Source organism: Chromatiales bacterium (genome assembly GCA_024234935.1).
Lineage (GTDB): Bacteria > Pseudomonadota > Gammaproteobacteria > Steroidobacterales.
The window spans coordinates 234,395-257,701 of the sequence record JACKNI010000001.1 but is presented as its reverse complement, the minus strand read 5'-3'; the positions used below and the strand labels follow the sequence as shown (position 1 = coordinate 257,701).

At 61.7% G+C, this 23,307-nt stretch carries 23 protein-coding genes; 4 read left to right on the top strand and 19 right to left on the bottom strand.

Annotated elements, in window-relative coordinates:
- Positions 1-12: 12 nt before the first annotated feature.
- The 10 genes from H6979_01190 to ffh form a co-directional block, all read right to left on the bottom strand.
- Positions 13-1,131: a sorbosone dehydrogenase family protein gene (locus tag H6979_01190; GenBank protein MCP5138461.1), complete on the bottom strand. Its 1,119-nt coding sequence runs from the start codon at positions 1,129-1,131 to the stop codon at positions 13-15.
- Positions 1,132-1,177: 46 nt separating this feature from the next.
- Positions 1,178-2,434, bottom strand: a complete 1,257-nt coding sequence (locus H6979_01185; protein ID MCP5138460.1) for a TRAP transporter large permease subunit — start codon at positions 2,432-2,434, stop codon at positions 1,178-1,180.
- Positions 2,434-2,976 carry a TRAP transporter small permease gene (locus tag H6979_01180; protein MCP5138459.1) on the bottom strand — a complete coding sequence of 181 codons (543 nt, stop codon included), beginning with the start codon at positions 2,974-2,976 and terminating at the stop codon, positions 2,434-2,436. Before H6979_01180 ends, H6979_01185 begins: the two co-directional genes overlap by 1 nt.
- Positions 2,973-3,998 (bottom strand): TRAP transporter substrate-binding protein DctP, encoded by a 1,026-nt coding sequence (gene dctP, locus H6979_01175; GenBank protein MCP5138458.1) that lies wholly within the window; start codon positions 3,996-3,998, stop codon positions 2,973-2,975. Before dctP ends, H6979_01180 begins: the two co-directional genes overlap by 4 nt.
- Before the next feature lie 39 nt (positions 3,999-4,037).
- Complete coding sequence (locus H6979_01170; GenBank protein ID MCP5138457.1) at positions 4,038-4,832, bottom strand: hypothetical protein; 795 nt, start codon at positions 4,830-4,832, stop codon at positions 4,038-4,040.
- A 134-nt stretch (positions 4,833-4,966) separates the two neighbouring features.
- Positions 4,967-5,311: a 50S ribosomal protein L19 gene (gene rplS, locus H6979_01165; protein ID MCP5138456.1), complete on the bottom strand. Its 345-nt coding sequence runs from the start codon at positions 5,309-5,311 to the stop codon at positions 4,967-4,969.
- A gap of 62 nt (positions 5,312-5,373) precedes the next feature.
- The gene (gene trmD, locus H6979_01160; protein ID MCP5138455.1) at positions 5,374-6,144 is read right to left on the bottom strand and encodes a tRNA (guanosine(37)-N1)-methyltransferase TrmD; all 771 of its coding nucleotides are present in this window, start codon (positions 6,142-6,144) and stop codon (positions 5,374-5,376) included.
- Between the two features lie 36 nt (positions 6,145-6,180).
- Positions 6,181-6,693 carry a ribosome maturation factor RimM gene (gene rimM, locus H6979_01155; GenBank protein MCP5138454.1) on the bottom strand — a complete coding sequence of 171 codons (513 nt, stop codon included), beginning with the start codon at positions 6,691-6,693 and terminating at the stop codon, positions 6,181-6,183.
- 69 nt (positions 6,694-6,762) lie between these two features.
- A complete protein-coding gene (gene rpsP, locus H6979_01150; protein ID MCP5138453.1) occupies positions 6,763-7,029 on the bottom strand; it encodes a 30S ribosomal protein S16 in 267 nt (88 codons plus the stop codon).
- Positions 7,030-7,123: 94 nt separating this feature from the next.
- Positions 7,124-8,473, bottom strand: a complete 1,350-nt coding sequence (ffh, locus tag H6979_01145; GenBank protein ID MCP5138452.1) for a signal recognition particle protein — start codon at positions 8,471-8,473, stop codon at positions 7,124-7,126.
- A 172-nt stretch (positions 8,474-8,645) separates the two neighbouring features.
- Here ffh and H6979_01140 point away from each other — a divergent pair, with 172 nt between their 5' ends.
- A complete protein-coding gene (locus H6979_01140; protein MCP5138451.1) occupies positions 8,646-9,914 on the top strand; it encodes an HlyC/CorC family transporter in 1,269 nt (422 codons plus the stop codon).
- Between the two features lie 13 nt (positions 9,915-9,927).
- Here the strand turns inward: H6979_01140 and radA are convergent, their stop codons facing one another.
- Complete coding sequence (gene radA, locus H6979_01135) at positions 9,928-11,292, bottom strand: DNA repair protein RadA (protein MCP5138450.1); 1,365 nt, start codon at positions 11,290-11,292, stop codon at positions 9,928-9,930.
- Between the two features lie 112 nt (positions 11,293-11,404).
- Between radA and H6979_01130 the strand changes: the two genes are divergently transcribed.
- The 3 genes from H6979_01130 to H6979_01120 are packed head-to-tail and all read left to right on the top strand — an operon-like array spanning position 11,405 to position 15,446.
- Complete coding sequence (locus tag H6979_01130; GenBank protein ID MCP5138449.1) at positions 11,405-13,843, top strand: protein kinase; 2,439 nt, start codon at positions 11,405-11,407, stop codon at positions 13,841-13,843.
- Entirely contained in the window at positions 13,840-14,664 is an 825-nt protein-coding gene (locus H6979_01125) for a Stp1/IreP family PP2C-type Ser/Thr phosphatase (GenBank protein MCP5138448.1), read from the top strand. The genes H6979_01130 and H6979_01125 overlap by 4 nt, the downstream gene beginning before the upstream one ends.
- Before the next feature lie 50 nt (positions 14,665-14,714).
- A complete protein-coding gene (locus tag H6979_01120) occupies positions 14,715-15,446 on the top strand; it encodes an FHA domain-containing protein (GenBank protein MCP5138447.1) in 732 nt (243 codons plus the stop codon).
- Positions 15,447-15,460: 14 nt separating this feature from the next.
- On the opposite strand, the gene alr is transcribed toward H6979_01120, so the two are convergent.
- The 8 genes from alr to rnr form a co-directional block, all read right to left on the bottom strand.
- Positions 15,461-16,561 carry an alanine racemase gene (alr, locus tag H6979_01115; protein ID MCP5138446.1) on the bottom strand — a complete coding sequence of 367 codons (1,101 nt, stop codon included), beginning with the start codon at positions 16,559-16,561 and terminating at the stop codon, positions 15,461-15,463.
- A 5-nt stretch (positions 16,562-16,566) separates the two neighbouring features.
- Positions 16,567-17,949, bottom strand: coding sequence for a replicative DNA helicase (dnaB, locus tag H6979_01110; GenBank protein MCP5138445.1), 1,383 nt, complete (start codon positions 17,947-17,949; stop codon positions 16,567-16,569).
- 25 nt (positions 17,950-17,974) lie between these two features.
- A complete protein-coding gene (gene rplI / locus H6979_01105) occupies positions 17,975-18,439 on the bottom strand; it encodes a 50S ribosomal protein L9 (protein MCP5138444.1) in 465 nt (154 codons plus the stop codon).
- Positions 18,440-18,485: 46 nt separating this feature from the next.
- Positions 18,486-19,370 carry a hypothetical protein gene (locus H6979_01100; GenBank protein ID MCP5138443.1) on the bottom strand — a complete coding sequence of 295 codons (885 nt, stop codon included), beginning with the start codon at positions 19,368-19,370 and terminating at the stop codon, positions 18,486-18,488.
- A 52-nt stretch (positions 19,371-19,422) separates the two neighbouring features.
- Positions 19,423-19,647, bottom strand: coding sequence for a 30S ribosomal protein S18 (gene rpsR / locus H6979_01095; GenBank protein ID MCP5138442.1), 225 nt, complete (start codon positions 19,645-19,647; stop codon positions 19,423-19,425).
- A gap of 37 nt (positions 19,648-19,684) precedes the next feature.
- Positions 19,685-20,119 carry a 30S ribosomal protein S6 gene (gene rpsF / locus H6979_01090; GenBank protein ID MCP5138441.1) on the bottom strand — a complete coding sequence of 145 codons (435 nt, stop codon included), beginning with the start codon at positions 20,117-20,119 and terminating at the stop codon, positions 19,685-19,687.
- Positions 20,120-20,227: 108 nt separating this feature from the next.
- Positions 20,228-20,992, bottom strand: a complete 765-nt coding sequence (gene rlmB, locus H6979_01085) for a 23S rRNA (guanosine(2251)-2'-O)-methyltransferase RlmB (protein MCP5138440.1) — start codon at positions 20,990-20,992, stop codon at positions 20,228-20,230.
- 33 nt (positions 20,993-21,025) lie between these two features.
- Positions 21,026-23,218 (bottom strand): ribonuclease R, encoded by a 2,193-nt coding sequence (gene rnr, locus H6979_01080; protein MCP5138439.1) that lies wholly within the window; start codon positions 23,216-23,218, stop codon positions 21,026-21,028.
- Positions 23,219-23,307: the final 89 nt, after the last annotated feature.

Genomic DNA, 23,307 nt, shown 5'->3' with positions numbered 1-23,307 from the left:
TACCGTACCCCGTCAGGCCCCCGGTTGATAACTGATACGGTAAATCGCGCCCCGCTCGTCGTCACTCACCAGCAGCGAGCCATCAGGCGCGACGAGCAGGTCCACGGGCCTGCCCTGAACCTTGTCGCCGTCCAGCCAGCCCTCCGCAAAAGGCTGGTAAGAAACGGCGGCATTCCCTTTCAGACGCACCAGCGTGATCCGGTAGCCAGTCCGGGCAACTTCCTTGCTGCGGTTCCAGGAGCCATGCTCGGCAATGAAGATCTGATTGCGGTATTCGGCAGGAAACATGGCACCGGTATAAAAGCGGACACCCAGCGCTGCCACATGCGGCCCGAGCTTCTGCACCGGCGCCTGTGCATCGGCACAGCTGCCGAGCGCACCGAACTCGGGATCGGCCAGATCGCCACCATGACAATACGGGAAACCGAAATCCAGGCCTGCGACCGGCATCCGGTTCAGCTCATCGGCCGGCACCTCATCGCCAAGCATGTCGCGACCATTGTCTGTGAACCACAACTCACCGGTCTGTGGATGCCAGCTCATTCCAACCGAATTGCGCACCCCGCGGGCAATGACTTCGCGCCCACTGCCATCAGCGTTCATGCGCAGGATCAGGCCGAACTTCCTCTCGTCACAGATATTGCACGGCGCGCCGACAGGCACATAGAGCTTGCCGTCCGGTCCGAAAGCCAGATACCTCCATGCATGCAGCGCATTCTTGTAGGGCAGGTCTGCGACAAGGACTTCGGGTACGCGCGGCCCCGCGCTCGCTTCCTCGGCCCGCGGAAATTTCAATATGCGCTGCGGCTCCGCTATGTAGAGTGCCCCGTCACGAAAGGCCACCCCGTTCGGTACCTTCAGGCCCTGAACAAATTTCGTGACCTGCGGATGTTCACCCAGTGCATCGCGAATCGCGTATACGGTCCCGTCGCCAAACTGCGTACCCACAAACAGGGTTCCTGCGGCGCCCAATGCCATTGACCGGGCCTTCGGGACATCAGCGATCAGGATCTCGGCCTTGAACCCGGGCGGTACACGCAGGAATTCGGCGGGGATGCCGGCGCGCGCTTCAACACCGGCCAGGAGCAGTACCAGTACAGCGCAACAGAATGACCGATAGCTATTGCTCATAAAGCACCCTCTGCAACAGATGAGCTTGTCAGCCAGGGCTGCCGTATCACTTTCCGACCAGGGCCAGCGACAGCGGGCTGATAAAGGTGATCAACAATACTGCGACCAGCAGTATCAGCACAAACGGAAAGGTCGCCGCACAGACGCGCAGTACCGGCTGCTCAAACCGGTAGCTGGAGATATACAGGTTCAGCCCGATGGGCGGCAACAGGTATCCGAGTTCCATCGTGGCAACAAAAATGATCCCAAGGTGAACCGGATCGATCCCGTACTTCGCCGCTACCGGCAATATCAGCGGTACGACCAGAACCAGCGCCGAATAGATGTGCAGGATACAGCCGATGACCATCAGAAAGCCGATCAGCAGGAACAAAAAGCTCGTCTGACTGGATATATAGCTGGTAACCAGGGCGATAAGCTTCTGCGGCACCTGTGCATCGATCATGTAGTTGGTCGATGCCAGCGAAATACCGAGTATCAGCAGAATGCCGCCAACCAGCACCATCGAGTCACGCACGATGCCCGGCAGCTTGCGCAGCGGAATCTCGCGGTAAACCAGCGTTTCGATGACCAGCACATAAACGACCGTCACGGCAGCGGCCTCCGAAACCGCAACCAGCCCGCTGTAGATTCCGCCCAGCACGACAACTGGCAGCGGCAACTCCCAGACGGATTCGCGTGCCGCCTGCACGACCTCACGCCAGGAGAATTCCGAAATGGGACGACGGTTGGACCGGTTCATCCACAGGCAATAGGCTGCGAGGGCGAGCATCATCAGCACGCCGGGCAGAATGCCGGCGATAAACAGCTCGTCTATCGAGACCTCGGCGATAATTCCATAGATTATGAGCGGCAGCGATGGCGCAAACAGCAGGCCGAGGCTGCCCGAGGAGGTCACCAGCCCGAGCGTAAATCCTTCCTTGTAGCCGGACTGCACCAGGGCCGGGTACAGCAGCGCCCCGATGGCGATGATCGTCACGCCCGAACCACCGGTAAATGCCGTAAACAGCGAGCAGGTCGCTACCGCAACCATCGCGAGCCCCCCCGGCAACCAGCCAAGCAAGGCAGAACTCAGTCGAACCAGCCGGGCCGCCGCGTGGCTTTCGCTCAACAGATACCCGGCGAAGGTAAACAGGGGAATCGCAAGCAAAATGGGCGTTTCCGCAATGCCAAAGATCTCGATCGGCACCGCCGTCAGTGGTATGTCGCTGCGCGCAAAACCGAGCAGTGCGCTGGCGCCGATGATCGCAAACAGCGGCGCACCCATCAGGGCCAGCAGGATCAGCAGGAGTCCGGTCAATATCACGACGGTGCTCCCCCGGCGCGCAGGAGTGCGCGCAACTGGGCGAAGGTACGAATCAGATACCGGTAGGCGATCAGCGCGAAGCCGGCGGGCAACACGGCCTGAAACGGCCACAAAGGCAGATCACCGAATATCTGGTCACCGAACTCGCGTGACTCCGCAACGAATTCCCAGGAGTACCAGGCAAGTATTCCTGCCACGGCAACCGTAAACAGGTCCGCCACAAGCGCGGTAGCAGTGCGTCCGGTTCGGGAAAGGAATCGCGACAGCAAATCGATACGCAGATGCACGTTGTCCCGGCTGGCTGCTACGGCGCCGACTATCGCCGCCCACAGCACCATCAGCCTCAGGGCCTCATCTGCCCAGCTGATGCCACTGCCGGCGATATTGCGCAATGCGACCTGGTATGCGGCCAGACCGATCATCGCGAACAGGATGATGGCAAGCAGCAGGTTTTCCAGCCCGCGGCCAATGCGCTCAGCGCGTTGCAGTATGCCGCCAGCGTCGCCGGACTGCTCCGGCGATTGTTGCGACCAGGTCACTGGCCCGAACCAGCCGCCTTGCCGCCTGACCGGGCTGCGCGAAACTCCTGAACATAGCCACGGGCTTCACGCAGCAGATCGGCTGAGATGTCGCCTCTTGCCGCAAGCTTGTCCATTGCGCGCGCCGTGGATTCACGCCATACCGGTACTTCGGCGGGGTCCAGTTGCAGGAACTGCATACCGTTGGCCCGCAGCGCCTCCTCCGCATTGGCATTGTCGATGCGGTTTTGCGCATCGAAGTGTTGATAGAGCTTCGTCATTATTTCGCGCAGCACGGCCTGATCGGCGGCACTGACATTCCTGAGAGCACCCTTGTCGATAGCGAGCAGACCGATGGTGTAGCTGAGTGGCTGCGTCGTGATGTATTTCGTCTTGGTGTACCACTGGAGGACGACCGCACCCACCGGCGGCGTTGCGACTATATTCAGCAGGCCCGTCTGCAGGCCGGTGAGTACATCAGTAATCGGCAGTGCGACAGGCGAGAGCTCCAGTGATTCCATCGCCGCATAGCTGGTCGGATCACCTTCGGGAACCCATATCTTCTGCCCACGCAGGTCTGCAATACCCTTTACGGGCTTGTTGGACATGAGGTAGGCAAAGCCACCGCCTGCAAACCCGAAGGACACGAAACCGGCATTTTCAAGTCCGGCAGCCAGCCGCTGGTCCAGGCGCTTGCGCACAAAATCCACTTCGTCAATCGTGTCAAAGAGCATCGGCGAGCCGTAAATCACGATATCCGGATAGCGCTCCTGCAGGCCGTTGGACGTAAAAACGCCACCCTGCAGCTGGCCGATGCGAATCTTGCGCAGGACCTTGCGGTCACTGCCCTGTATGCCACCGCCGTAAAATTTCAGATTCAGGCGGCCGGATGTCTGCTCCCGGATCTGCAGCCCTGCAGCACGCAGGTCTTTCATCCATGAAGACCCCTCCGGTGCCACCGTTGCAATCTTCAGGTCGGCGGCATGGAGCAGTCCCGGCAGGCAAATGCCGGCCAGGATCGCCAGCGAACACAGTATCGGCATGAATCGTTTCGGCTGGGTAAGCATCAGTACAAAGCGCCTCTAGAAATAGTCATCGGCCGAAGCCAGCAGCTCGGCAGCCTGTCGCTGAGCCAGTATATTGAACAACGTATAGCCTGGCTGACGGGGGTCCGCCTGCAACGCTTCGTTGAGCAGCTGATCGTGCAACTCGCGATCATAGACGAGACGCGCGTAGCCCCGTGCATAGTCAACCAGGACACCAAGGTCGCGCCGGCCGGTCAGCTCCAGTGCGCGTTCAAAATATACGCGTCCTCGCTCCGGATGCCCACCGAGCGCGGCGGGCCGCAGGGTGTTGAGCACACCGAGATAGGTATTCACTTGTGCTGCATCACTGTCTGCACTGATCAGCAGCAGCCGGTTCAGGACGCTTTCCATTCGCGGCAGTTCGGCCAGTGCCTGCCAGTCCTCGCCATGGGTTCTGATATAGGCCAGTGAACCGACGACATAGCTCAAAAGTACCGAAGCGTCACCGGAATCGGCCTTGTCCAGCTGCAACTGAAGTTCGGGATAGGGCAGCCTGTCGATACCACAGCCATGCCCTCTGCCATCAGCGCACAGGGCACGCACGCCGTAGGCACGGGCATGGGCGGCAAGCTTTGCCGACCGATCCGGATCGGCAACGAACACCACGGCGTATGCAGCATAAAGCCTGGCGCTCGCACCGAGCACATCGCCTGTCGCCTCCGGCGAGGCTGCCAGCGAGTCGAGAACGAGAAGATAGGCGGGCAGGCTGTCGCGAACGAGTTCAGGATCATCCTGATTCAGGATTGCCGCTGAAAGATTGCTGGCGAAATCCGCTGCTGCCGACCTCGCCATACTGGCGCAGCCTGACATCATCACAGCGCATAGCGCGGCAGCAACTGCCCGGCACAGCCCCGACCGGAACCATCGGTACGGGTCCGGTTCAGCGCGATACCGTGGCAGACCAGGCACCGGCAAAACCCGGGCGATCAGACCTTTTCGCGAATACGCGCGGACTTGCCGCTGCGATCACGCAGATAGTAGAGCTTGGCCCGGCGCACCGCACCACGGCGCTTGACCGTGATCTCGGCGACCGTCGGGCTGTGCAGCGGGAAAACGCGCTCCACGCCTTCGCCATGCGACACCTTGCGCACGGTAAATGACGAGTTCAGGCCCCGGTTTCGACGGGCAATCACCACGCCCTCATAGGCCTGGAGACGCTCGCGAGTACCTTCCTTGACCCGTACCTGCACTACGACGGTGTCGCCAGGCACAAAGTCAGGAATCCCGGTCTTGAGGGCTTCGGATTCAAGTGTTTCGATGATGTTTCGCATGGTCGTGATCCAACTCTGTTCAAACGCCTGTTCAAGCCCCTCCACACCGGCCGGGTTCCGGCCTAGTGCAGCGGGCGGTTATCGTCCTCATTCCCGGGCTGCCGCTCCTCGAGAAACTCGTCAAGCAGCCTGCGATCTTCGCTGCCAAGCTTCTCACCCTGCAACAACTCCGGCCTGCGCAGACTTGTCCGGCCAAGCGCCTGTTTTCTGCGCCAGCGACGGATGGCTTCGTGATCACCCGCCAGCAGAACACCAGGTACAGCCCGGCCATGTATCACCTCCGGCCGCGTGTAGTGTGGATGATCGAGCAGGCCCGTGGAGAACGAATCCTCCACCGCAGACTGTTCATCGCCCAGCACGCCCGGCAGCAATCTCAGCGTGGCATCGATAACGGCCATCGCCGCAACTTCGCCACCACTCAACACAAAGTCGCCAAGCGACAATTCCTCGTCGCAGGCGATCTCGATGAGTCGTTCATCAAATCCCTCATAGCGGCCAGCCACCAGGATCATCCCTGGCAGTGCAGCAAGCCGTCGCGCCACCGTCTGGTCGAAGACCTGCCCCTGGGGTGTCAGGAAGATGACCGGACTTCCGTCCGGAACCCTGGTCCGTGCGGCCGCTATTGCGGTCGCATACGGCTCCACCCGCAGCAGCATGCCCGGACCACCGCCATAGGGCCGATCATCCACCGTACCGTGCGCGTCGGTCGCGTAGCTGCGCGGATCGACAGTCTCCATCCGCACCAGCTTGCGCTGTACCGCCCGCCCGACAACTCCAAACTCAGCAAAGGGCGCGAGCATCTCCGGAAACAGCGATACGACCGCGATATCCACGCTCAGCCCATCCTCGTCGTCAATCCGGGGTCCTGGCTAAAAGCCGGGGTCCCAGTCAACCGTGATCAGCCGCTGCTCCGCATCCACCCTGGTCACTACCCTGCCATACAGGAAAGGCACCAGATGCCGACGCTCGCCGACAACGACCATTACATCATTTGCACCGGTCTCGAACAGGTGATCAACCACGCCAAGACTCTCACCTGCCAGGGTCTGAACCTTCATCCCCTGCAGGTCCGTCCAGAAAAACTGCTCGCGACCCGCCGTGCCGAATACGGCCCGGTCTACTTCTATTTCAGAGCCGACCAGCGCAGCCGCGACATCCCGATCCTGGACGCCCTCAATCAAGGCAACGACAGTGTCACCGTGGGCACGTCCCGAAAGCACCTTGACCTGCCGACTCTGGCCATCGCGGACCAGATACCAGGGACTGTAGCTGACGACGTTATCGCGGGGATCGGTATACGAATAAACCTTTAGCCAGCCACGAACCCCGAACAAACCCGCAATCCGGCCTACCGCCACCCTTCGATCGTTGACCGCAGTCATGGGCTGCCGAAAACCGAAGCGCGCCTCAAGATCTGCAGCTGCGCGTCACGGCCCGGAGGCCGGAAACGCTCAGGCGGCCTTGGCGACGTCAGCCTGGCGCCTGAAACCCTTCAGCAGCGAGGCAACGCGATCGGAAAGCTGTGCGCCAACGCCGATCCAGTAATCGACGCGCGCCAGATCAATACGGAGCTTTTCTTCGTTGGCGGTCGCCATGGGGCTGAAAAAGCCAACCCGCTCGACATACCGGCCATCTCTGGCGCGGCGCGAGTCACACACGACGATATGGTAAAAGGGCCGCGCCTTGGCGCCTCCGCGGGACAGACGGATAGTAACCATCGTTCTGCAAATTCCTGTTAAATCTTGAGTGCCGGGAACGTGTAAACCGGGAATGTTACTTGAAATCTCACCGATTAGCACCGGTCAAGGGACATTAGGACCGCCCGAACCCGGGGAGTCCTCGCATCATGCGGCGCAGACCACCCTGGCCCATCTTTTTCATCATTTTCTGCATCTGGGCATGCTGCTTCATGAGCTGGTTAACCGCCTGCACCGGCAGACCGGAACCCGCCGCAATACGCTTCCGACGCGATCCGTCGATTATCCCGGGCCGGCGACGCTCCCGGGCCGTCATCGAGTTGATGATCGCGATCTGGCGACGCAGCATACGGGGATCCACCTGGCCGGCAAGCTTTTCCGCCGACATGCCCGCCGGCAGCGGCAGCTTGCCCAGCATGCTCTCGACGCCGCCAAGGCCGCTGATCTGCTCAAGCTGGGCACGCAGATCGTTGAGATCGAACTGCTTGCCGGTGGAAATCTTCTCGGCAAGTTGCGCTGCCGCAGCATGATCGGCCTTCCGCTGCACCTCTTCAACGAGGCCCAGTACATCGCCCATACCGAGTATGCGCGAGGCCATGCGGTCGGGATGAAATGGCTCCAGCTCGTCAACCGCCTCGCCGGTACCCAGAAACTTGATCGGTACGCCGGTTACCGCCTTGACTGAAAGCGCCGCTCCGCCCCGCGCATCGCCATCCGTCTTGGTCAGGATCACGCCGGTTAGCGGTAGCGCGGCAGCAAAAGCCTGCGCTGCATTCACCGCATCCTGACCAGCCATGCTGTCGATGACGAACAGGGTTTCGATGGGATCAGTGCGCTGACTCATCTCGCGCACTTCGTCCAGCAACTCACTGTCGAGGCGGCTGCGGCCCGCGGTATCCAGTATGAGCACGTCCAGCTGGGCCAGCCGGGCCGCCTTGAGGGCCTGGTCAGCAATCGCAAGCGGACTCTGTGCCGGTGCGGGACTCAGGTATGGAACATCGATCGATACGGCGAGTCGTTCCAGCTGCAGCATGGCTGCCGGCCGCTGTGTGTCAGTGCTGGCCAGCCCGGCCCTTTTGCCAAGCCGGTCGCGAATATATAGGGCCAGCTTGGCGGCGGTCGTGGTTTTGCCTGCGCCCTGCAGGCCTGCCAGCAGTATGACCGCAGGTGGCTGATGACGCAGATTGAGCTCGGCGACACCCTCACCCAGGGTTGCAGTCAGCTGGTCGTGCAGGATCTTGATGAATGCCTGTCCGGGCGTGAGACTGCGCAGCACTTCAGCACCGACGGCGCGTTCACGTACGCGGGCCACGAAGTCGCGGATCACCGGCAACGCGACATCTGCCTCGATAAGCGCACGCCGCACATCGCGCACCGCGTCTTCGATATTCTCTTCCGTCAGCCGGCCGCGGCCGCGCACCTGGTCGAGAACACCGCGTAACCGCTCGCTGAGACTGGCAAACATCTTGCAGACCCTTAAAGTTGCTGAAATCCGCCGCGCGAGGCGCGACGGCCTGATTGTATGCAATTCAGGCCAGTCGATGTGCGCAACACAGGTTCCTTGACATGCTCACAAGGCATTGGTCACCATGGATGCCCGCTTTCGCCGCTAGAGGTCCACTTCATTGGGCGACGACCTGTCTGCCGGTACGCTCATCGCGCTTCTTGTCCTGTTACTCCTGATTTCAGCCTTCTTCTCGGGCTCTGAAACAGCACTCCTGACGCTCAACCGATACCGGCTGCGGCACAAGGCGCGGCAGGGGCATTTGGGCGCCCGGCTCGCTGAACGCCTGCTGGCGCGTCCCGACCGCCTGATTTCGCTGATCCTCATCGGCAGCAATATTGCCAACACGCTGGCCACCGCCCTGGTAACACTCGTGGCACTGCGGATCGGCGGGCCCGCGGGCGTTGCTGTCGCCAGCGTCGGGCTGGCATTCGTCATCATGGTTTTCACGGATGTCATGCCGAAGACGCTGGGCGCACTTCGCTCCGAGGCTTTTGGCCTGCCGGCCGCGATTGTTTATTACTTTCTGCTCAAGGCAACTTTGCCGGTCGTCTGGCTCATCACAGCCATTTCTAATGCCTTGTTGCGGCTGTTCGGCGTACGCCCGGACCAGGTCAACCAGCATCATCTGACCCTGGAAGAGCTGCGCACCCTGGTGACGGATGCCGGCACAAAACTGCCACGCCGGCGCCAGCGCATGCTGATGTCCATACTGGAACTGGAAGACATGACCGTCGATGAGATCATGATTCCGGACAACGAGCTGGTAGGCATTGATCTGGACAGCGAGTGGCACGAAATCGCCACCACGATCACCACCAGTCGCCACAGCCGCCTGCCGGTATTCCGGGGCAACATCGAAAACCTGGTCGGTATTCTCTATATCCGCAAGCTGGTGCTTGCAAGCACGGGCACACTCGACAAGGCAACCATTGAGGCGACCATGGATGAACCGTTCTTCATCCCTGAGGGCACTTCCTTGCACAGCCTACTCGCCCAGTTTCGGCGCAGCAGGCAGCGCACGGCTTTTGTCGTGGATGAGTATGGCGATATCCAGGGACTGGTGACCATCGAAGACCTGCTTGAGGAAATCCTCGGTGAATTCTCCAGCAGTGGTGAAGAGGTGCCCGAGGAGGTACGTCGCGAGGAAAAGTCGGACGCTTGGCTCGTCAGCGCCAGCATCAACGTCCGGGCACTGAACCGCATGATGAACTGGCATCTGCCTACAGACGGACCCACAACATTGAATGGACTCATCCTTGAGCAGCTCGAGGCCTTTCCGGCCTGCGGCACGGCGCTGCAACTGAACGGCTATCCGGTCGAAATTACCGAAACCGGCGACAACGTCATACGTACTGTGCGGATTCGCCCACCACCTCAGGGTGAGTCTGCCGGCGCCTGAGCTGAGCCACCCCTCAACTGGCAGCCGCCTGCAGGGCCGGCAGCACCCGCATGACGTCATGCAGGCAGTCGACTGCAATGACCTCCATACCAGCTATCGCCTGCCGTGGCTGGTTTGCCCTGGGCACCAGCGCCCGATGAAAACCGACCTTGGCGGCTTCACGCAAGCGCTCCTCTCCATAGGCAACCGGACGCACCTCACCAGCGAGTCCGACCTCACCAAACACCACCAGATCGCGCGGCAAGGGACGATCACGCACGCTCGAAATGGTCGCGAGCAATGCCGCGAGGTCTGCAGCCGGTTCGGCAATGCGTACGCCACCGACCACATTCACGAACACATCACTGGCGTGGGTAGAGATACCGGCATGCCGATGCATCACCGCCAGCAGCAGTGTCAGCCGGTTTGCCTCGAGCCCGATGGCAACGCGACGTGGCGGCCCGCTGCCGCCCTGATCGGCAAGCGCCTGCACTTCGACGAGCAGTGGCCGGCTGCCCTGGTGAACAGCGGTCACGACGCTGCCCGGAACCGGATCTGTACGCTGTGACACGAACAGCGCGGAGGGATTCTTGACCTCGCGTATCCCGCCTTCGGTCATGACGAAAATCCCGAGCTCGTTTGCGGCACCAAAGCGGTTCTTTACAGCGCGCAAAATCCGGAACCGGCTCGCGACCTCGCTCTCAAAATAGAGCACCACGTCAACCATGTGCTCCAGCAGCCGCGGCCCGGCAATCTGGCCATCCTTGGTTACGTGGCCAACCAGAATCACGGTGATTCCCGTCTGTTTCGCCAGCCTCACCAGCTGGCTGGCGCAGGTGCGCAACTGGTTGGGTGAACCGGGCGCCGATGGCAACAGGTCGGTCATCATCGTCTGGATTGAATCGACTATCACGCAACCCGGACGAGTCTGGTCTACCGCCGCCAGGACGTCTTCAACGCGCGTCGTCGCGATGGCAATGACCTTTTCCAGTGGCAGGCCCAGACGATGGCCACGCAGGCTGATTTGCTGCAGGGACTCTTCGCCGCTGGCGTAAAGGGTGGATCCACCCGTTTCGAGCCGCGCGGCAGCCTGCAGCAACAGGGTCGATTTGCCGATGCCGGGGTCACCGCCAATCAGGACCGCCGACCCCGGCACGAGCCCTCCACCCAGGGCACGATCAAGTTCGTTAAGCCCGGTATTGACCCTCGGCACGGTCTCACCGCCGACATCCGCCAGCCGTTGCACACTGACCTCCGGCAGACTGGCCATCGTGCGACCAGCCTCCACGATGCGCGGTTCAAGCGAATTCCAGGCGGCACAGGCCGGGCACTGCCCCTGCCACTTCGTGGTACTGGCACCACAGTCGCCACAGACATAGGCTTTCTGCGCTTTGGCCATCGGGACTTCGGACTCCTGAAGCTGGTGATTTCGGGATGTAAAACCGCTTCTGCCAGCCGAAACCCCAACCCAAGTCTCAACGTGCAGAACGTGATCCGCATACTATTTTGGAATGCATCCAAGGGACAGTCGCGAATCCAGTTTTCCGCACCGGGCGGCAGGCGTATTGCTGTGCACGGCACTGGCCCTGCTGTTCTGGGCCGGAGCCGATCGTCTGATTGGCATCGAACGCGGATATTACGATGTGTTCCAACAACTGACGGCCAGCCCGGCGGCGGCGCCGGTTCTCATCATCGATACCGGCAAAACCGAGACCAATCCATGGCTCACGCCCCGCTTCGACGAACTGCTGCTGCGAGCAAAGGCCTCCGGGGCCAGGCTGATCCTGCCCGCATCACCGCCACCGGCGATGATTGCAGCACAGGACATCGCCCGGCTGCGGGCGCTGATCGCACTCGAGAAGCGCACAGACGCGCTGCAAAATTCAGCACAACCCGGTCTCCTTGAGCGCCAGCTCCTGGAAGCCGAACAGCGGCTTGCCCAGCAGCAGAAAAACGTGGCCGCAGTAGCCGCGACCGCCAATGTGATTCTGGGTCTTGACGCTACCGACCCGGTACCTGGGCGAGAACAGCCTGAAGGGTCGTGTGAAGAGCGTCTTGCCGCGGACAGTTCACGCTATGGCGAAGCTGCTGCCGGAGCCCGGTTGGCAGTCATTGCGCCGGGCAACCCTGCGCTTTGCGAGGCAGCTGCCGCCCTAGGTCATTTGCAAACCACCCCGGACCAGGATGGGGTACTTCGCCAGGCACCCCACAGCCTCTCAACGCGGTACGGCATATTGCCTTCTGCCAGTATCGCTGCATTCATGGCTGGCGATCCCGCAGTGCGGGCTCCGCCGGAGAACGGGCGCTTGCTCAGATATTACAAGGGGCGAGAGGCGGCCGGTTTCCGCGTCATTTCGGCAGAGCAACTGCTTGCCGGCAACGAACTCTCCGCAGTCAAGGATCAGATCGCAGTCGTGGGTGCAGCGACGGGCAACATGGCGGCATCGGTCAATACGCAACTGGGACCTGCAGCCATACTGGCCACAGAGCTTGCGAATCTCAATGACGGCCAGCACATCAGTCGTCCGGGCTGGGCCCCGTGGGTGGAAGCCCTTCTCGCGCTGCTGATTGGTGCCTGCGCCGGCCTGACTGGCCGCCTGTCTCTCAGCCATGCCGCCATGCTGGCAACAGCCAGCGCCGCTGTGTTGCTCCTTGCCGAGTTCGCCACGCTGCTCGCGGGGACCTGGTTGCAGTTTGCAGGCCTTGCGCTGTTTTGCCTGACCGGTATGGCCATTCTTCAGGGACTGACCCAGCTGCCGGGGCGCGGCCTGGGACTCACAGGCGGCCGATCGGACGATGCGCCGGCGAATAGCGCTGGTCCGGGTGAGGAACTGGATCTGGCTTTTTCGGTCCTTCGTCAGCAGCCGACGACAGACCGTACCAAAGAGAAGCTCTACGACCTGGCCATGGAGCACGGTCGCAAGCGCGACTACGCGCGGGCCGAGCGCGTGTTCCGCCATCTCGCCGCACGTGACCCCGGGTATCGTGACGTCGCCGCAAAGCTCGAGAAGCTCTCCGGTGCCCGTGGCGCACCCGCCGCAAAGAAAAGTGGCCCACAGACAGTAACGCCGTCGGCGCCTGAACCCGTACCAACCGCTACATCATCCGGCACCCGCAATCTTGGCCGTTACGAGCTGGAGCGGGTGATCGGCCGTGGGGCAATGGCCACTGTTTACCTTGGGCGGGATCCCACCATCAACCGGCGCGTCGCCATCAAGACCCTGCCGCTCGCCGAGGAGTTCGAAGAAAACGACCTCGCTACAGCGCGGGCGAATTTCAAGCGTGAAGCCGAATCGGCCGGACGCCTCAGCCATCCAAATATCATTTCCATCTACGACGCTGGCGAGGACAACCAGGTCGCATACCTGGCGATGGAGTACATCGAAGGGCGCTCGCTCAGTCATTACGCGCAGGTCGGCCGGCTGCTCCAGCCCAAAGTCGTATTCGAACTGATGGCCCGGGCAGCTGAAGCACTGCACTATGCCCACACGCAAAACGTCGTGCACCGGGACGTAAAGCCGGCGAATATTCTCTACAATCCCGCTACCGATACCATGAAGATCACCGACTTCGGTATCGCCAGACTGACCGACTCGAGCCGGACCCGGACAGGTATCATTCTCGGTACGCCGTCCTACATGTCTCCGGAGCAGCTGTCAGCCAGTCAGGTCACCGGCCAGTCGGATCTGTATTCACTCGGGGTAACCATGTACCACCTGCTTACCGGAGCCCCGCCCTTTCAGGCAGATTCGATCCCGCGCCTGATGGACAAGATCGTAAAGCAGCGACATCGCCCGGTCGCGGATATCCGCGACGATGTTCCACCCTGTACGGACAGCATTCTTGACCAGGTACTCGCCAAGGATCCAGCGGACCGTTTTCCGAGCGGTCGCGCCCTTGCCTATGCCCTGCGCGAATGCGCCAGCCGTCTGGCAGCAGATCACATATGAGCCTGCGCCCAAAATTCAATACGCTTCAGCTTTCGGACACCGGCAAGGTCCGTGAGCACAATGAAGACGCCATCGGCAGCAACAGGGATATCGCCCTGCTGGTGCTGGCTGATGGCATGGGCGGATATAACGCGGGTGAAGTCGCCAGCGGTATCGCGGTACGCACGGTACTGGAACTCGTACCAGCAGCCTGTGAGCGGGAGACTCGCAACGCCACCGATCCCGAAACCGGCCTGATGCGGCAAACGATCATCCTGCGCGATGCCATCGCCCGGGCCAACAAGGTCATACATCAGACCGCGAAGATGCAACCGCAATGTGAGGGCATGGGCACCACCATCGTTGCCTGCCTCTTCTACGACAACCGGATTTCGATTGCGCATGTCGGCGATTCACGCCTCTATCGCTTCCGGCGGAACCGGTTTGAACAACTGACCATGGACCACTCCCTGCTGCAGGAACTGGTCGACCGGGGTTTCTACTCGCAGGAGGAGGCCGCACGGTCCACGAACCGCAACTACGTGACCCGGGCACTTGGTGTGGAGCCGACGGTGCAGGTCGAACTTCAGGAAGCCGAAGTGCAGCCCGAAGACATTTACCTGCTCTGTTCGGACGGTCTTCCCGACATGGTGGAAGACGAGGATATTCACTTAACGATCAGCACTTTTAATGCTAATCTTGAAATGGCAGGTCAACAGCTGATCCGGCTCAGCAACGACCACGGGGGGAAGGACAATGTCTCAGTCATACTGGCACAGGTGGTCGAACCCTTCCCGGCACGGGTCAGTATGCTCCAGCAGATCCGCAGCATCTTCAGTTAGGCTTGTCGTGGCTCACGCTTTCATGTCACGACCCACAGGACAGCACTGATATGGCACGACTGATTCTGAGCCTGGATTCGCAGGTCCTTGCCGAGTTCAACATGAGCAAGGAACGTTATACGGTTGGCCGGTTGCAGGACAACGATATCCGCATCGACAACCCGACGGTCAGCGGCCATCACTCATTGATCATCAATATCCTCAACGATTCCTTTCTTGAGGATCTGAACAGCACCAACGGCACCTACGTCAACGGTCGCCTGATCAAGAAGCACGCCCTGCAGAACGGCGACGTCATCACTGTCGGCCGGCACCAGCTGCGCTTCGTCGACGGCGTCACGGATGATGACGCCGATGAATTTTCGCGCACGATGGTGATCGAACGGCAGATCGGTGGTGCAGAAGCGCTGGCCAAGGCCGCTGCAGTATCGGCCCAGGCAAGTGCCGCGTCGGCCGCCTCCAATGGTGCAGCCGCCCGCCCGGCCGGGGCAGAACCGGCTTCGAAACCGGTTTCGGTGGGCAAGGTCCAGGTACTGAATGGGTCGTTTGCGGGGCGCGAGATTCCGCTCAACAAGGCGCTGACCACGCTCGGACGCGCTGGCGTGCAGGTGGTGGCAATAACGCGCAGGGCGGACGGGTATCACATCGTCCAGGTGGAAAATACCGCGGATCGTGAGCCACCCAAGCTGAATGGCAAACCGCTTGGCGCCCAGGCCTGCAAGCTCGCTGACAATGACGTCGTCGAGATCATCGGTATCAAGATGGGATTTTTCCTCGGCTGAAGGCTGCCGGCTGCCTAGCCGGCTTCGATGCGTACGGCCACGCGCCTGTTGATTCCGGTCATCAGCGTCCACGGAATGGTGTTGGCGGCTGCCGCAACGTCTTCCACGGTCGGTCCGTCACCCCACAGGACCACCCGGTCACCGATCGCCGCACCCGGTACATCGCTGATATCGATACCGATCATGTCCATCGACACCCGGCCGACCAGGGTACCGAAAGCCTCGCCGATACCCACCGGCGTACCGCTACGGGCATGCCAGGGATAACCGTCCGCGTAACCTGCAGCGGCCAGTCCAAGCACGCCGTCCCGTGGCGCCACCCAGTGTCCGCCGTAGCCAACCCGTTGCCCCTTCCGAACCGGCTTGACTGAAATCAGCCGCGTTTCAAAGGACATCACCGGCTGCAATCCAAGCTCCGCTGCTGATCGCGACCGGATCGGCGATGCGCCGAATAGCATGAGGCCGGGCCTGACCCAGTTACGCCCGGTATAAGGAAGTATTCCGTTGTTTCGCACCGCGTCCGGCCACTGCAGGATCGCTGCTGAATTGGCAATGCTCACATCGCCACGCCAGTTGTCCAGCAGTGCCCCGAATTTTTCGAGTTGCTCGCCGGTCGCAGCATCCTGCCGGTCGTCGGCACAGGCCAGATGACTCATCAGCGTGACGCCGCTGACGGCCGGGCACTGATTCAGGCGGTTGATCGCATCCGGCACTGCGGAGGCAGGCAGCCCAAGGCGCGACATACCGGTATCGACCTTGAGCCAGCACCAGACCGGCGCGGTGTGGCCGGACTTCTCCAGCAATACCAGATGCTCCGGCGCATGGACCACGACATCGATGACGAGATCCGCCGCGGTACGCACTTCCTCCGCCGTCATGCAGCCGCCCAGTATCACCAGGCGCTTGCGGATCCCTGCCTCGCGCAGCTGTACCGCTTCTTCCAGCCGGGCGACGGCAAAAGCATCGGCAGAATCGAGTACGCGCGCGACCTGGATCAGGCCGTGCCCATAGGCATTTGCCTTGATGACTGCCAGCACGGGACAACCCGGCGCGGCCAGACGGACTTGCCGGAGGTTACTGCGCAGTGCGGCCGGGCGAATCACTGCGACCGGCACCTGGGTCACCTGAACCCCTCGACTTCAGGCGCATAGTTTTCGAACTTGGTGAAGCGGCCGAGGAAGGTCAGCGGAAACTCGCCTATCGGCCCGTTTCGCTGTTTGGCGATATGAATGTCCGCGATACCCTTGCGCGGACTGTCGGAGTTATAGACCTCATCCCGATAGATGAAGAGGATCAGGTCTGCATCCTGCTCGATTGCACCGGACTCACGCAGGTCGGACATCACCGGCTTCTTGTCGGTACGCGACTCAACGCTGCGATTCAGCTGGGAAAGAGCGATGATCGGCACATTCAGCTCACGCGCCAGCGCCTTGAGCCCGCGGGAAATTTCCGAAATCTCGGTGGCACGGTTCTCGGAAGCGCCAGCCACGCGCATCAGCTGCAGATAATCGACGACGATGAGATCGAGTCCACGCTCCCGCTGCAGACGGCGGGCGCGTGCCCTGACTTCGGTGGGTGTCATCGCGGGTGTGTCATCGATATAGATCGGCGCTTCCTGCATCTGCTGGATCGCACCGTTGATACGCGGCCAGTCGTCGTCACTGAACCGTCCGTTACGCAGATGCGACTGGTCTACACGACCCAGTGAGGAAACCATTCGAAAAGCGAGCTGCTCGACTGACATTTCCATGCTGAATACAGCTGCCGACTTGCGAGCGCCCAGAGCCGCGTTCTCGGCAATGTTCAGCGCAAAAGAAGTCTTGCCCATCGACGGGCGCCCGGCAATGATGATCAGGTCGCCACCCTGCAGCCCGGCGGTAAATTCGTCCAGCTTGTTGAAGCCGGTCGGCAGACCGGTAATCGCACCCGGCGACTGGTGCAGCAGATCCAGGCGCTCAACCGTACCGGTCAACACCTCACTGAGACGCACGAACCCCGAACCGCGGCGTTGACCGCGTTCAGCGATCTCGAACACGCGACGTTCCGCTTCATCGACCAGCTCCGTAATCGGCCGGCCTTCGGGACGGTAGGCGAGTCCGGCAATGTCGTTGCCGACCTCGATCAGGCGCCTGAGCAGCGCACGCTCATGAATGATCCGTGCGTAGTTGCCGACATTGGCCGCACTCGGCGTGTCGTTGACGAGTTCGCTGAGATAAACGGTGCTGCCGGCATCGGCCAGCTCACCACGCGAGGCCAGATGGGCTGACAGGGTTACCGGGTCTGCCGGCTGGCCGCGTTCGGAAAGCTCCTGGACGGCGGCAAAGATCAGGCGGTGGTCCGGACGGAAGAAGTCGGCGGAACTGACCAGATCGGCGATCCGGTCCCAGCTGCTGTTGTCGAGCATCAGGCCGCCCAGCAGGGCCTGCTCAGCCTGAATGGAGCTTGGAGGTACCGGCAGTTCCGCCAGCGCCCCCGCTTCGCGCCGGGGACCAGAAGTCGCCACGTCTGCCCCCTTCGCCGTTACTGACTCAGCCTTGTGCCGGGGCTTCCTCGGCCACAACGCTGATACGGATCACGGCATTTACATCGGAATGAAAATGAAGCTCTATCGAGTGCTCGCCGATCGTGCGGATCGGGCCGTCTGGCAGCCGGACTTCGCTGCGCTTTACCAGTACGCCGGCAGTAGTGCAGGCCTCGGCGATATCTGCGGTACCCAGTGAGCCATAGAGCTTGCCCTCGGTGCCGGCCTTGGCAGTCAGCCGGATTTCCAGCCTGGACACGTTCGCTGCACGGCTCTGTGCGGCGGCAAGTTCATCTTGCTGCTTCGCCTCCAGCTCGGCCCGGCGCGCCTCGAAAACCGCGATATTGGCCGGCGTTGCCAGCGTCGCCTTGCCGCGCGGGAGCAGGAAATTCCGTCCATACCCGGACCGGACCTTGACGCGATCGCCGATCACACCGAGATTCTCAACCTTCTCAAGCAGAATTACGTCCATTGCTTCGCTCTCTATCCGTTACGCATGTCGCGCCGAGGGGCGCGTATTAAACCACATTCGTCCTGCTTCGGCGCAGACTGATCAGGTTGTCAACTATACCAACCGTCATCAGCCCGACCAGCAGCATCCCGGCCAGTGAGGCACTTAACATCAGCGGGCCATATAGCACCACCGACCAGAACCGTGGCCAGCGGTAGTGGTCAGCCGTCCAGTGCAAGACCGCCAGCCCCTGCGCCACGAACCCCGTCGCCAATACCAGCAACAGGCCGGTACCCGCATCTTTCAATCCCAGGCCGACTGCCGCGAGTCCCGCCAGCACTGTGGCTGTCAGTGCCCGACCCAGCCGCAATTGCAGCACCTGCCTGCGCCAGCCCGCGCTATCCCCGCTGACGGCCAGCGATCCACCGAGCAGCAATGCAATCAGTACGCTCATCAGCACGCTGGCTGCAATGACGCCATACATCAGGGCGGCGAGGCGCCCCAGCCAGTCGGCGGGCAAGCCTTCATTCTGCGGCAATCCGGCCGAGCGGATCAGCTGCTCCAGTACCGGCAACCAGTAGCTGCGCGCATCAGGCAGAACCAGGCAGGCGAGGAATACGGCGATTACGGCAACTGCCACCAGCAGCTGCACCGCCAGATCAAATGAACCGGTGCGGCCGAGCAAGTGTCCGCCCAGCAACGCCCCGGCCCACATTGTCAGCGCACCGACTACAGCCGAGTCCCAGGGCCCACCGCTGAGCGCGAGCAGCACGACGAGAATGCCGACACCTGCCAGGCAATCGGTAAGGGCTACGCGCCAGCCGAGCGTTGCGGCGGTCATGGCCACTACCGCCCCACTGAACAGATTGACCAGCGGTAGCAGCAGTGTGCCGGCGATCAGAAAAATGCGCGACCGCCGATTGCTGCTCAACCAGTTGGCCAGACGAGTCATCACCGGATACGGCACTGCTACTGACGCCCGGTAGCAGTGCTGCGGATCGGTATCAGTGCTTGTCTGTGTATGGCAGCAGGGCCAGGAACCGGGCCCGCTTCACAGCGGTAGCCAGCTGGCGCTGATAACGTGACTTCGTACCGGTAATGCGGCTCGGGACGATTTTCCCGGTCTCGGTCACATAGGCCCGCAGGGTTTCGAGATCCTTGTAGTCGATCTCCTTGACGCCCTCAGCCGTGAACTTGCAGAACTTGCGACGCCGAAAATACTTGCTCATTTAACTGTCCTCAATTCGAACCAGATACCGATGGCGCTCAGGCTGCATCCGCAGCCGGATCCCCGTCCGTGTCATCGCCGTCATCGGCATTGCCCGCGGGTACGCGTGTATCGGCATCATCGCCACGATCGCCAGCCGGGCGGCCAGTTTCGTCGGCAGCCTTTACCAGCGGTGAGGGGTCGGTTACGGCTTCATCACGTTGCATGACCAGGTGTCGCAGCACGGCGTCACTGAAACGGAAGGCACCGACGAGCTCAGCCAGTGTCTCCTGGCCACACTCGATGTTCATCAGCAGGTAATGGGCCTTGTGGACCTTGTGTATCGAGTGTGCCAGCTGGCGCCGGCCCCAGTCTTCGACACGGTGTACGTTACCGCCACCGGCGGCAATCATCGTGCGATAGCGCTCGAGCATCGCAGGAACCTGCTCGCTCTGGTCGGGATGAACGAGCACGACTATTTCGTAGTGACGCATGTTATCTCCTCGTGGATTACAGCCACCCATCCATGTGGTGTGGCAAGGACCGGTCAGCGCAGCCGACGCGACACTGTCGTGCGGCAGCCATTGTCCGGGTGGCGCATCCTACCGGAGCTGACCGGCTCCCGGCAACCGCGCAGCGCGCTGACGGACGCATTCATAGAGGCAAATGCCCGCCGCCACCGCTACATTCAGGCTGCTGACCGCACCCTGCATCGGCAGGCTGACCAGGTGATCGCAGGTTTCGCGGGTCAGGCGGCGCATGCCTTCCCCCTCCCCACCCAGCACCAGCGCGGTGCCTGTGGTGGCCAGGTCCACGTCATAGAGCGACTCACCCGCCGCGGCATCGGCGCCCACGACCCAGATTCCCTGCTCCTTGATGCTCTCGAGGAAGCGGACCAGATTGCCAACCTGGGCGATGGCCTGGCTTTCAGCCGCACCTGCCGCGACCTTGCTGACCACCGGGGTCAGGTCAACGTTCCGGTTGCGCGCGACGACTACAAGGTCCGTACCGGCCCCGTCTGCCGCCCGCAGGCAGGCACCGAAGTTCCGCGGATCCTGAACCCCGTCCAGCACCAGCACGAGCGGGCGTTCAATCGCCGCGAGCAGTTCCCGGGCTGCCGATTCCGACAAGGGACCGGATTCGGTGGCGCGCGCCGCAACGCCCTGATGTTTGACAGTACCCGTCAGGCGCTCCAGCTCTTCGGCCGACACCGGCAGCACGCGGCTTGCCCTGGGCAAAACCTCGACCAGCCGTGCGTGGCGCTCAGCGCCGAGATCAGCCTGGAGGTAAACGCATTCAACCGAATCCGGACGGGTCAGCAATACCTGCCGGACTGCATGAATGCCATAAAGAATCCTCGGCGCCATTTCTCGTCAATCCGTCCCGTCCGTGGCCAGTTCTCAGCGCCGTTGCTTGCCTGCTCGGGGCGGCTTGCGCGGCGCACTCTGCGCGGCGGCTGCCGGTTGCGATTCCAGGGCAAGATCGATCTTCGCTTCCTCAGGATCGACGCGTGCTACCCGTACACGCAGGTCCTCACCAAGCAGGAACAGGCGACCGGTTCTTTCGCCCTTCAGCCCCAGCCCGCCAGGCTCCAGATGGTAATAATCATTTGGCAGATTCGACACGTGGATCAGCCCGTCGACGAAAAGCTCGCGCAGCATCACGAACAGGCCGAAGTGGGTGACGCCGGTAACCACGCCATCGAGCACCTCACCGACACGATGCTGCATGAACAGGCATTTGCAGCGTGCATCGACATACCGCGTAGCCTCATCGGCACGCCGCTCCTGCATCGAGGTGTTCTTGCCCAGCTGCTCCATCGCGGGACCGTCATAGCTGAACGCACCCGGCTTGCCGCCATCGATCAGGTGACCGATGGCCCGATGCACGAGCAGGTCCGGGTAGCGACGGATTGGCGAAGTGAAATGGGCATACGCAGTCAGCGCCAGACCGAAATGGCCGCTGTTCACGGGCTGATAGACCGCCTGCGTCATGCTGCGCAATACCGCGGTCGCCAGCATCGGAAAATCCGGCCGGTCACGGAGTGCCTGCAGACCGCGATTGATCTCGCGCGGACGAGTCCGCGCCGTATCGGGCATCGGCACTCCCAGACTCTGGAACAGCAGTCTCAACTCCTCCAGCTTGTCGCCTTCCGGACCATTGTGTACACGGTACAAGGTCGCAATCCGGTGGCGCCCCAGGTAACGCGCGGCCTCGACATTCGCCGCGATCATGCATTCCTCGATCAGGCGATGCGCATCGTTACGCAGTCGCGACGCCACTCCGGAAATCGCGCCCGATTCATCCAGTTCGATCCTGACTTCGGGCAGATCCAGATCCAGCGCACCGCGCCGGGTTCGTGCACTGGCAAGAACCTTGTAGACGCCGTACAGATTTTCGATCACCGGACCCAGTCGCCGGATGTGCGCATACGCCGCAGGATCCGCACCCCGATGCATCGCATCGACCTGGTTATAGGTCAGTCTCGCGTGAGAGTGCATGACTGCCCGGTAAAACTTCGCGCCGGTCACGCCACCACGCCTGTCGATCTGCATCTCGCAGACCATGCACAGGCGATCTACCTGCGGCTTCAGCGAGCAGAGCTCGTTGGAGAGCGCTTCCGGCAACATGGGCACGACCCGGTCGGGAAAATATACCGAGGTTCCACGGCGGCGCGCCTCGACATCGATGGGATCGGACTTGCGGATGTAGTGCGACACATCCGCTATTGCCACGATCAGCCGCCAGCCCTCTCCCGCCGGCTCAGCATAGACAGCATCGTCAAAGTCGCGGGCATCCTCACCGTCGATGGTCACCAGCGGCAGCTTGCGCAGGTCAGTGCGGCCCGCGCTCTCGTTCGGGCCCACTTCTGCACCGAACTGTGCAGCGGCCTTCGTGACCGCTGCCGGCCATACCGACGGTACATTGAACATCTCGATTGCCGCTTCGGTCAGCACGCGCGGTTCGGTCGGCTCTCCGAGAACACGGACGATCTTCCCCTGGGCCTCGCGACTGGGTGCCGGATATTCCATGATCTCCAGCTTGACGATCTGGCCAGGCTGGGCGCCGGAACGATAGCGGTCAGGTACGATGAAGTGATGAGCCGAACGGCCCGAACCGATCACCCAGCCGATACCGTGCTCGCGCTGATAGCGGCCAACCACACTGGTACGCGCGCGGGCAAGTATCTCGACAACCGTCCCGCTGCATCGACCTCCGCGGCCTTGCGAGGTTACCCGCACGACGACCCGGTCACCGTCCAGCAGTGAGCGCATTTCCGCCTCGGACAGGTAGACATCCACTGATCCGTTGTCCGGAATGAGAAAACCGAAACCATCGCGATGCGCGCTGACTGTGCCAGTCACGAGGTCGAGCTTTTCACTGAGGCAATACTCGCCGGCACGGTTTACGAGCACCTGGCCGCTGGACTTGAGTTCATCGAGCCGGCGTCGGAGGCCCTGCAACTCACGTTTGTCCTGTTTACCCAACGCGGCAGCCAGCGCATCAAGCGTCATCGGCACACCCTTCTGACGCAGGAGCGCAAGCAGCTCATTCGGCCCCGGCACCGGATGACGATAACTTCGAGCAGGCACGTCTGGCCGTGCTGCCCGGGAACCCTTATTGCGCTTTTTCTTCACCTGAGATTGCCGGTCCGTTACATGTAAGTTTGACAAGCATACAG

Bases quoted from the DNA above. Each gene is read 5' to 3' on its own strand.
- H6979_01190 (MCP5138461.1), bottom strand. From the start codon at position 1,131: ATGAGCAATAGCTATCGGTCATTCTGTTGCGCTGTACTGGTACTGCTC.
- dctP (MCP5138458.1), bottom strand. From the start codon at position 3,998: ATGCCGATACTGTGTTCGCTGGCGATCCTGGCCGGCATTTGCCTGCCG.
- H6979_01170 (MCP5138457.1), bottom strand. From the start codon at position 4,832: ATGGCGAGGTCGGCAGCAGCGGATTTCGCCAGCAATCTTTCAGCGGCA.
- rplS (MCP5138456.1), bottom strand. From the start codon at position 5,311: ATGCGAAACATCATCGAAACACTTGAATCCGAAGCCCTCAAGACCGGG.
- rimM (MCP5138454.1), bottom strand. From the start codon at position 6,693: ATGACTGCGGTCAACGATCGAAGGGTGGCGGTAGGCCGGATTGCGGGT.
- rpsP (MCP5138453.1), bottom strand. From the start codon at position 7,029: ATGGTTACTATCCGTCTGTCCCGCGGAGGCGCCAAGGCGCGGCCCTTT.
- ffh (MCP5138452.1), bottom strand. From the start codon at position 8,473: ATGTTTGCCAGTCTCAGCGAGCGGTTACGCGGTGTTCTCGACCAGGTG.
- radA (MCP5138450.1), bottom strand. From the start codon at position 11,292: ATGGCCAAAGCGCAGAAAGCCTATGTCTGTGGCGACTGTGGTGCCAGT.
- H6979_01130 (MCP5138449.1), top strand. From the start codon at position 11,405: ATGCATCCAAGGGACAGTCGCGAATCCAGTTTTCCGCACCGGGCGGCA.
- H6979_01125 (MCP5138448.1), top strand. From the start codon at position 13,840: ATGAGCCTGCGCCCAAAATTCAATACGCTTCAGCTTTCGGACACCGGC.
- H6979_01120 (MCP5138447.1), top strand. From the start codon at position 14,715: ATGGCACGACTGATTCTGAGCCTGGATTCGCAGGTCCTTGCCGAGTTC.
- rplI (MCP5138444.1), bottom strand. From the start codon at position 18,439: ATGGACGTAATTCTGCTTGAGAAGGTTGAGAATCTCGGTGTGATCGGC.
- H6979_01100 (MCP5138443.1), bottom strand. From the start codon at position 19,370: ATGACTCGTCTGGCCAACTGGTTGAGCAGCAATCGGCGGTCGCGCATT.
- rpsR (MCP5138442.1), bottom strand. From the start codon at position 19,647: ATGAGCAAGTATTTTCGGCGTCGCAAGTTCTGCAAGTTCACGGCTGAG.
- rpsF (MCP5138441.1), bottom strand. From the start codon at position 20,119: ATGCGTCACTACGAAATAGTCGTGCTCGTTCATCCCGACCAGAGCGAG.
- rlmB (MCP5138440.1), bottom strand. From the start codon at position 20,992: ATGGCGCCGAGGATTCTTTATGGCATTCATGCAGTCCGGCAGGTATTG.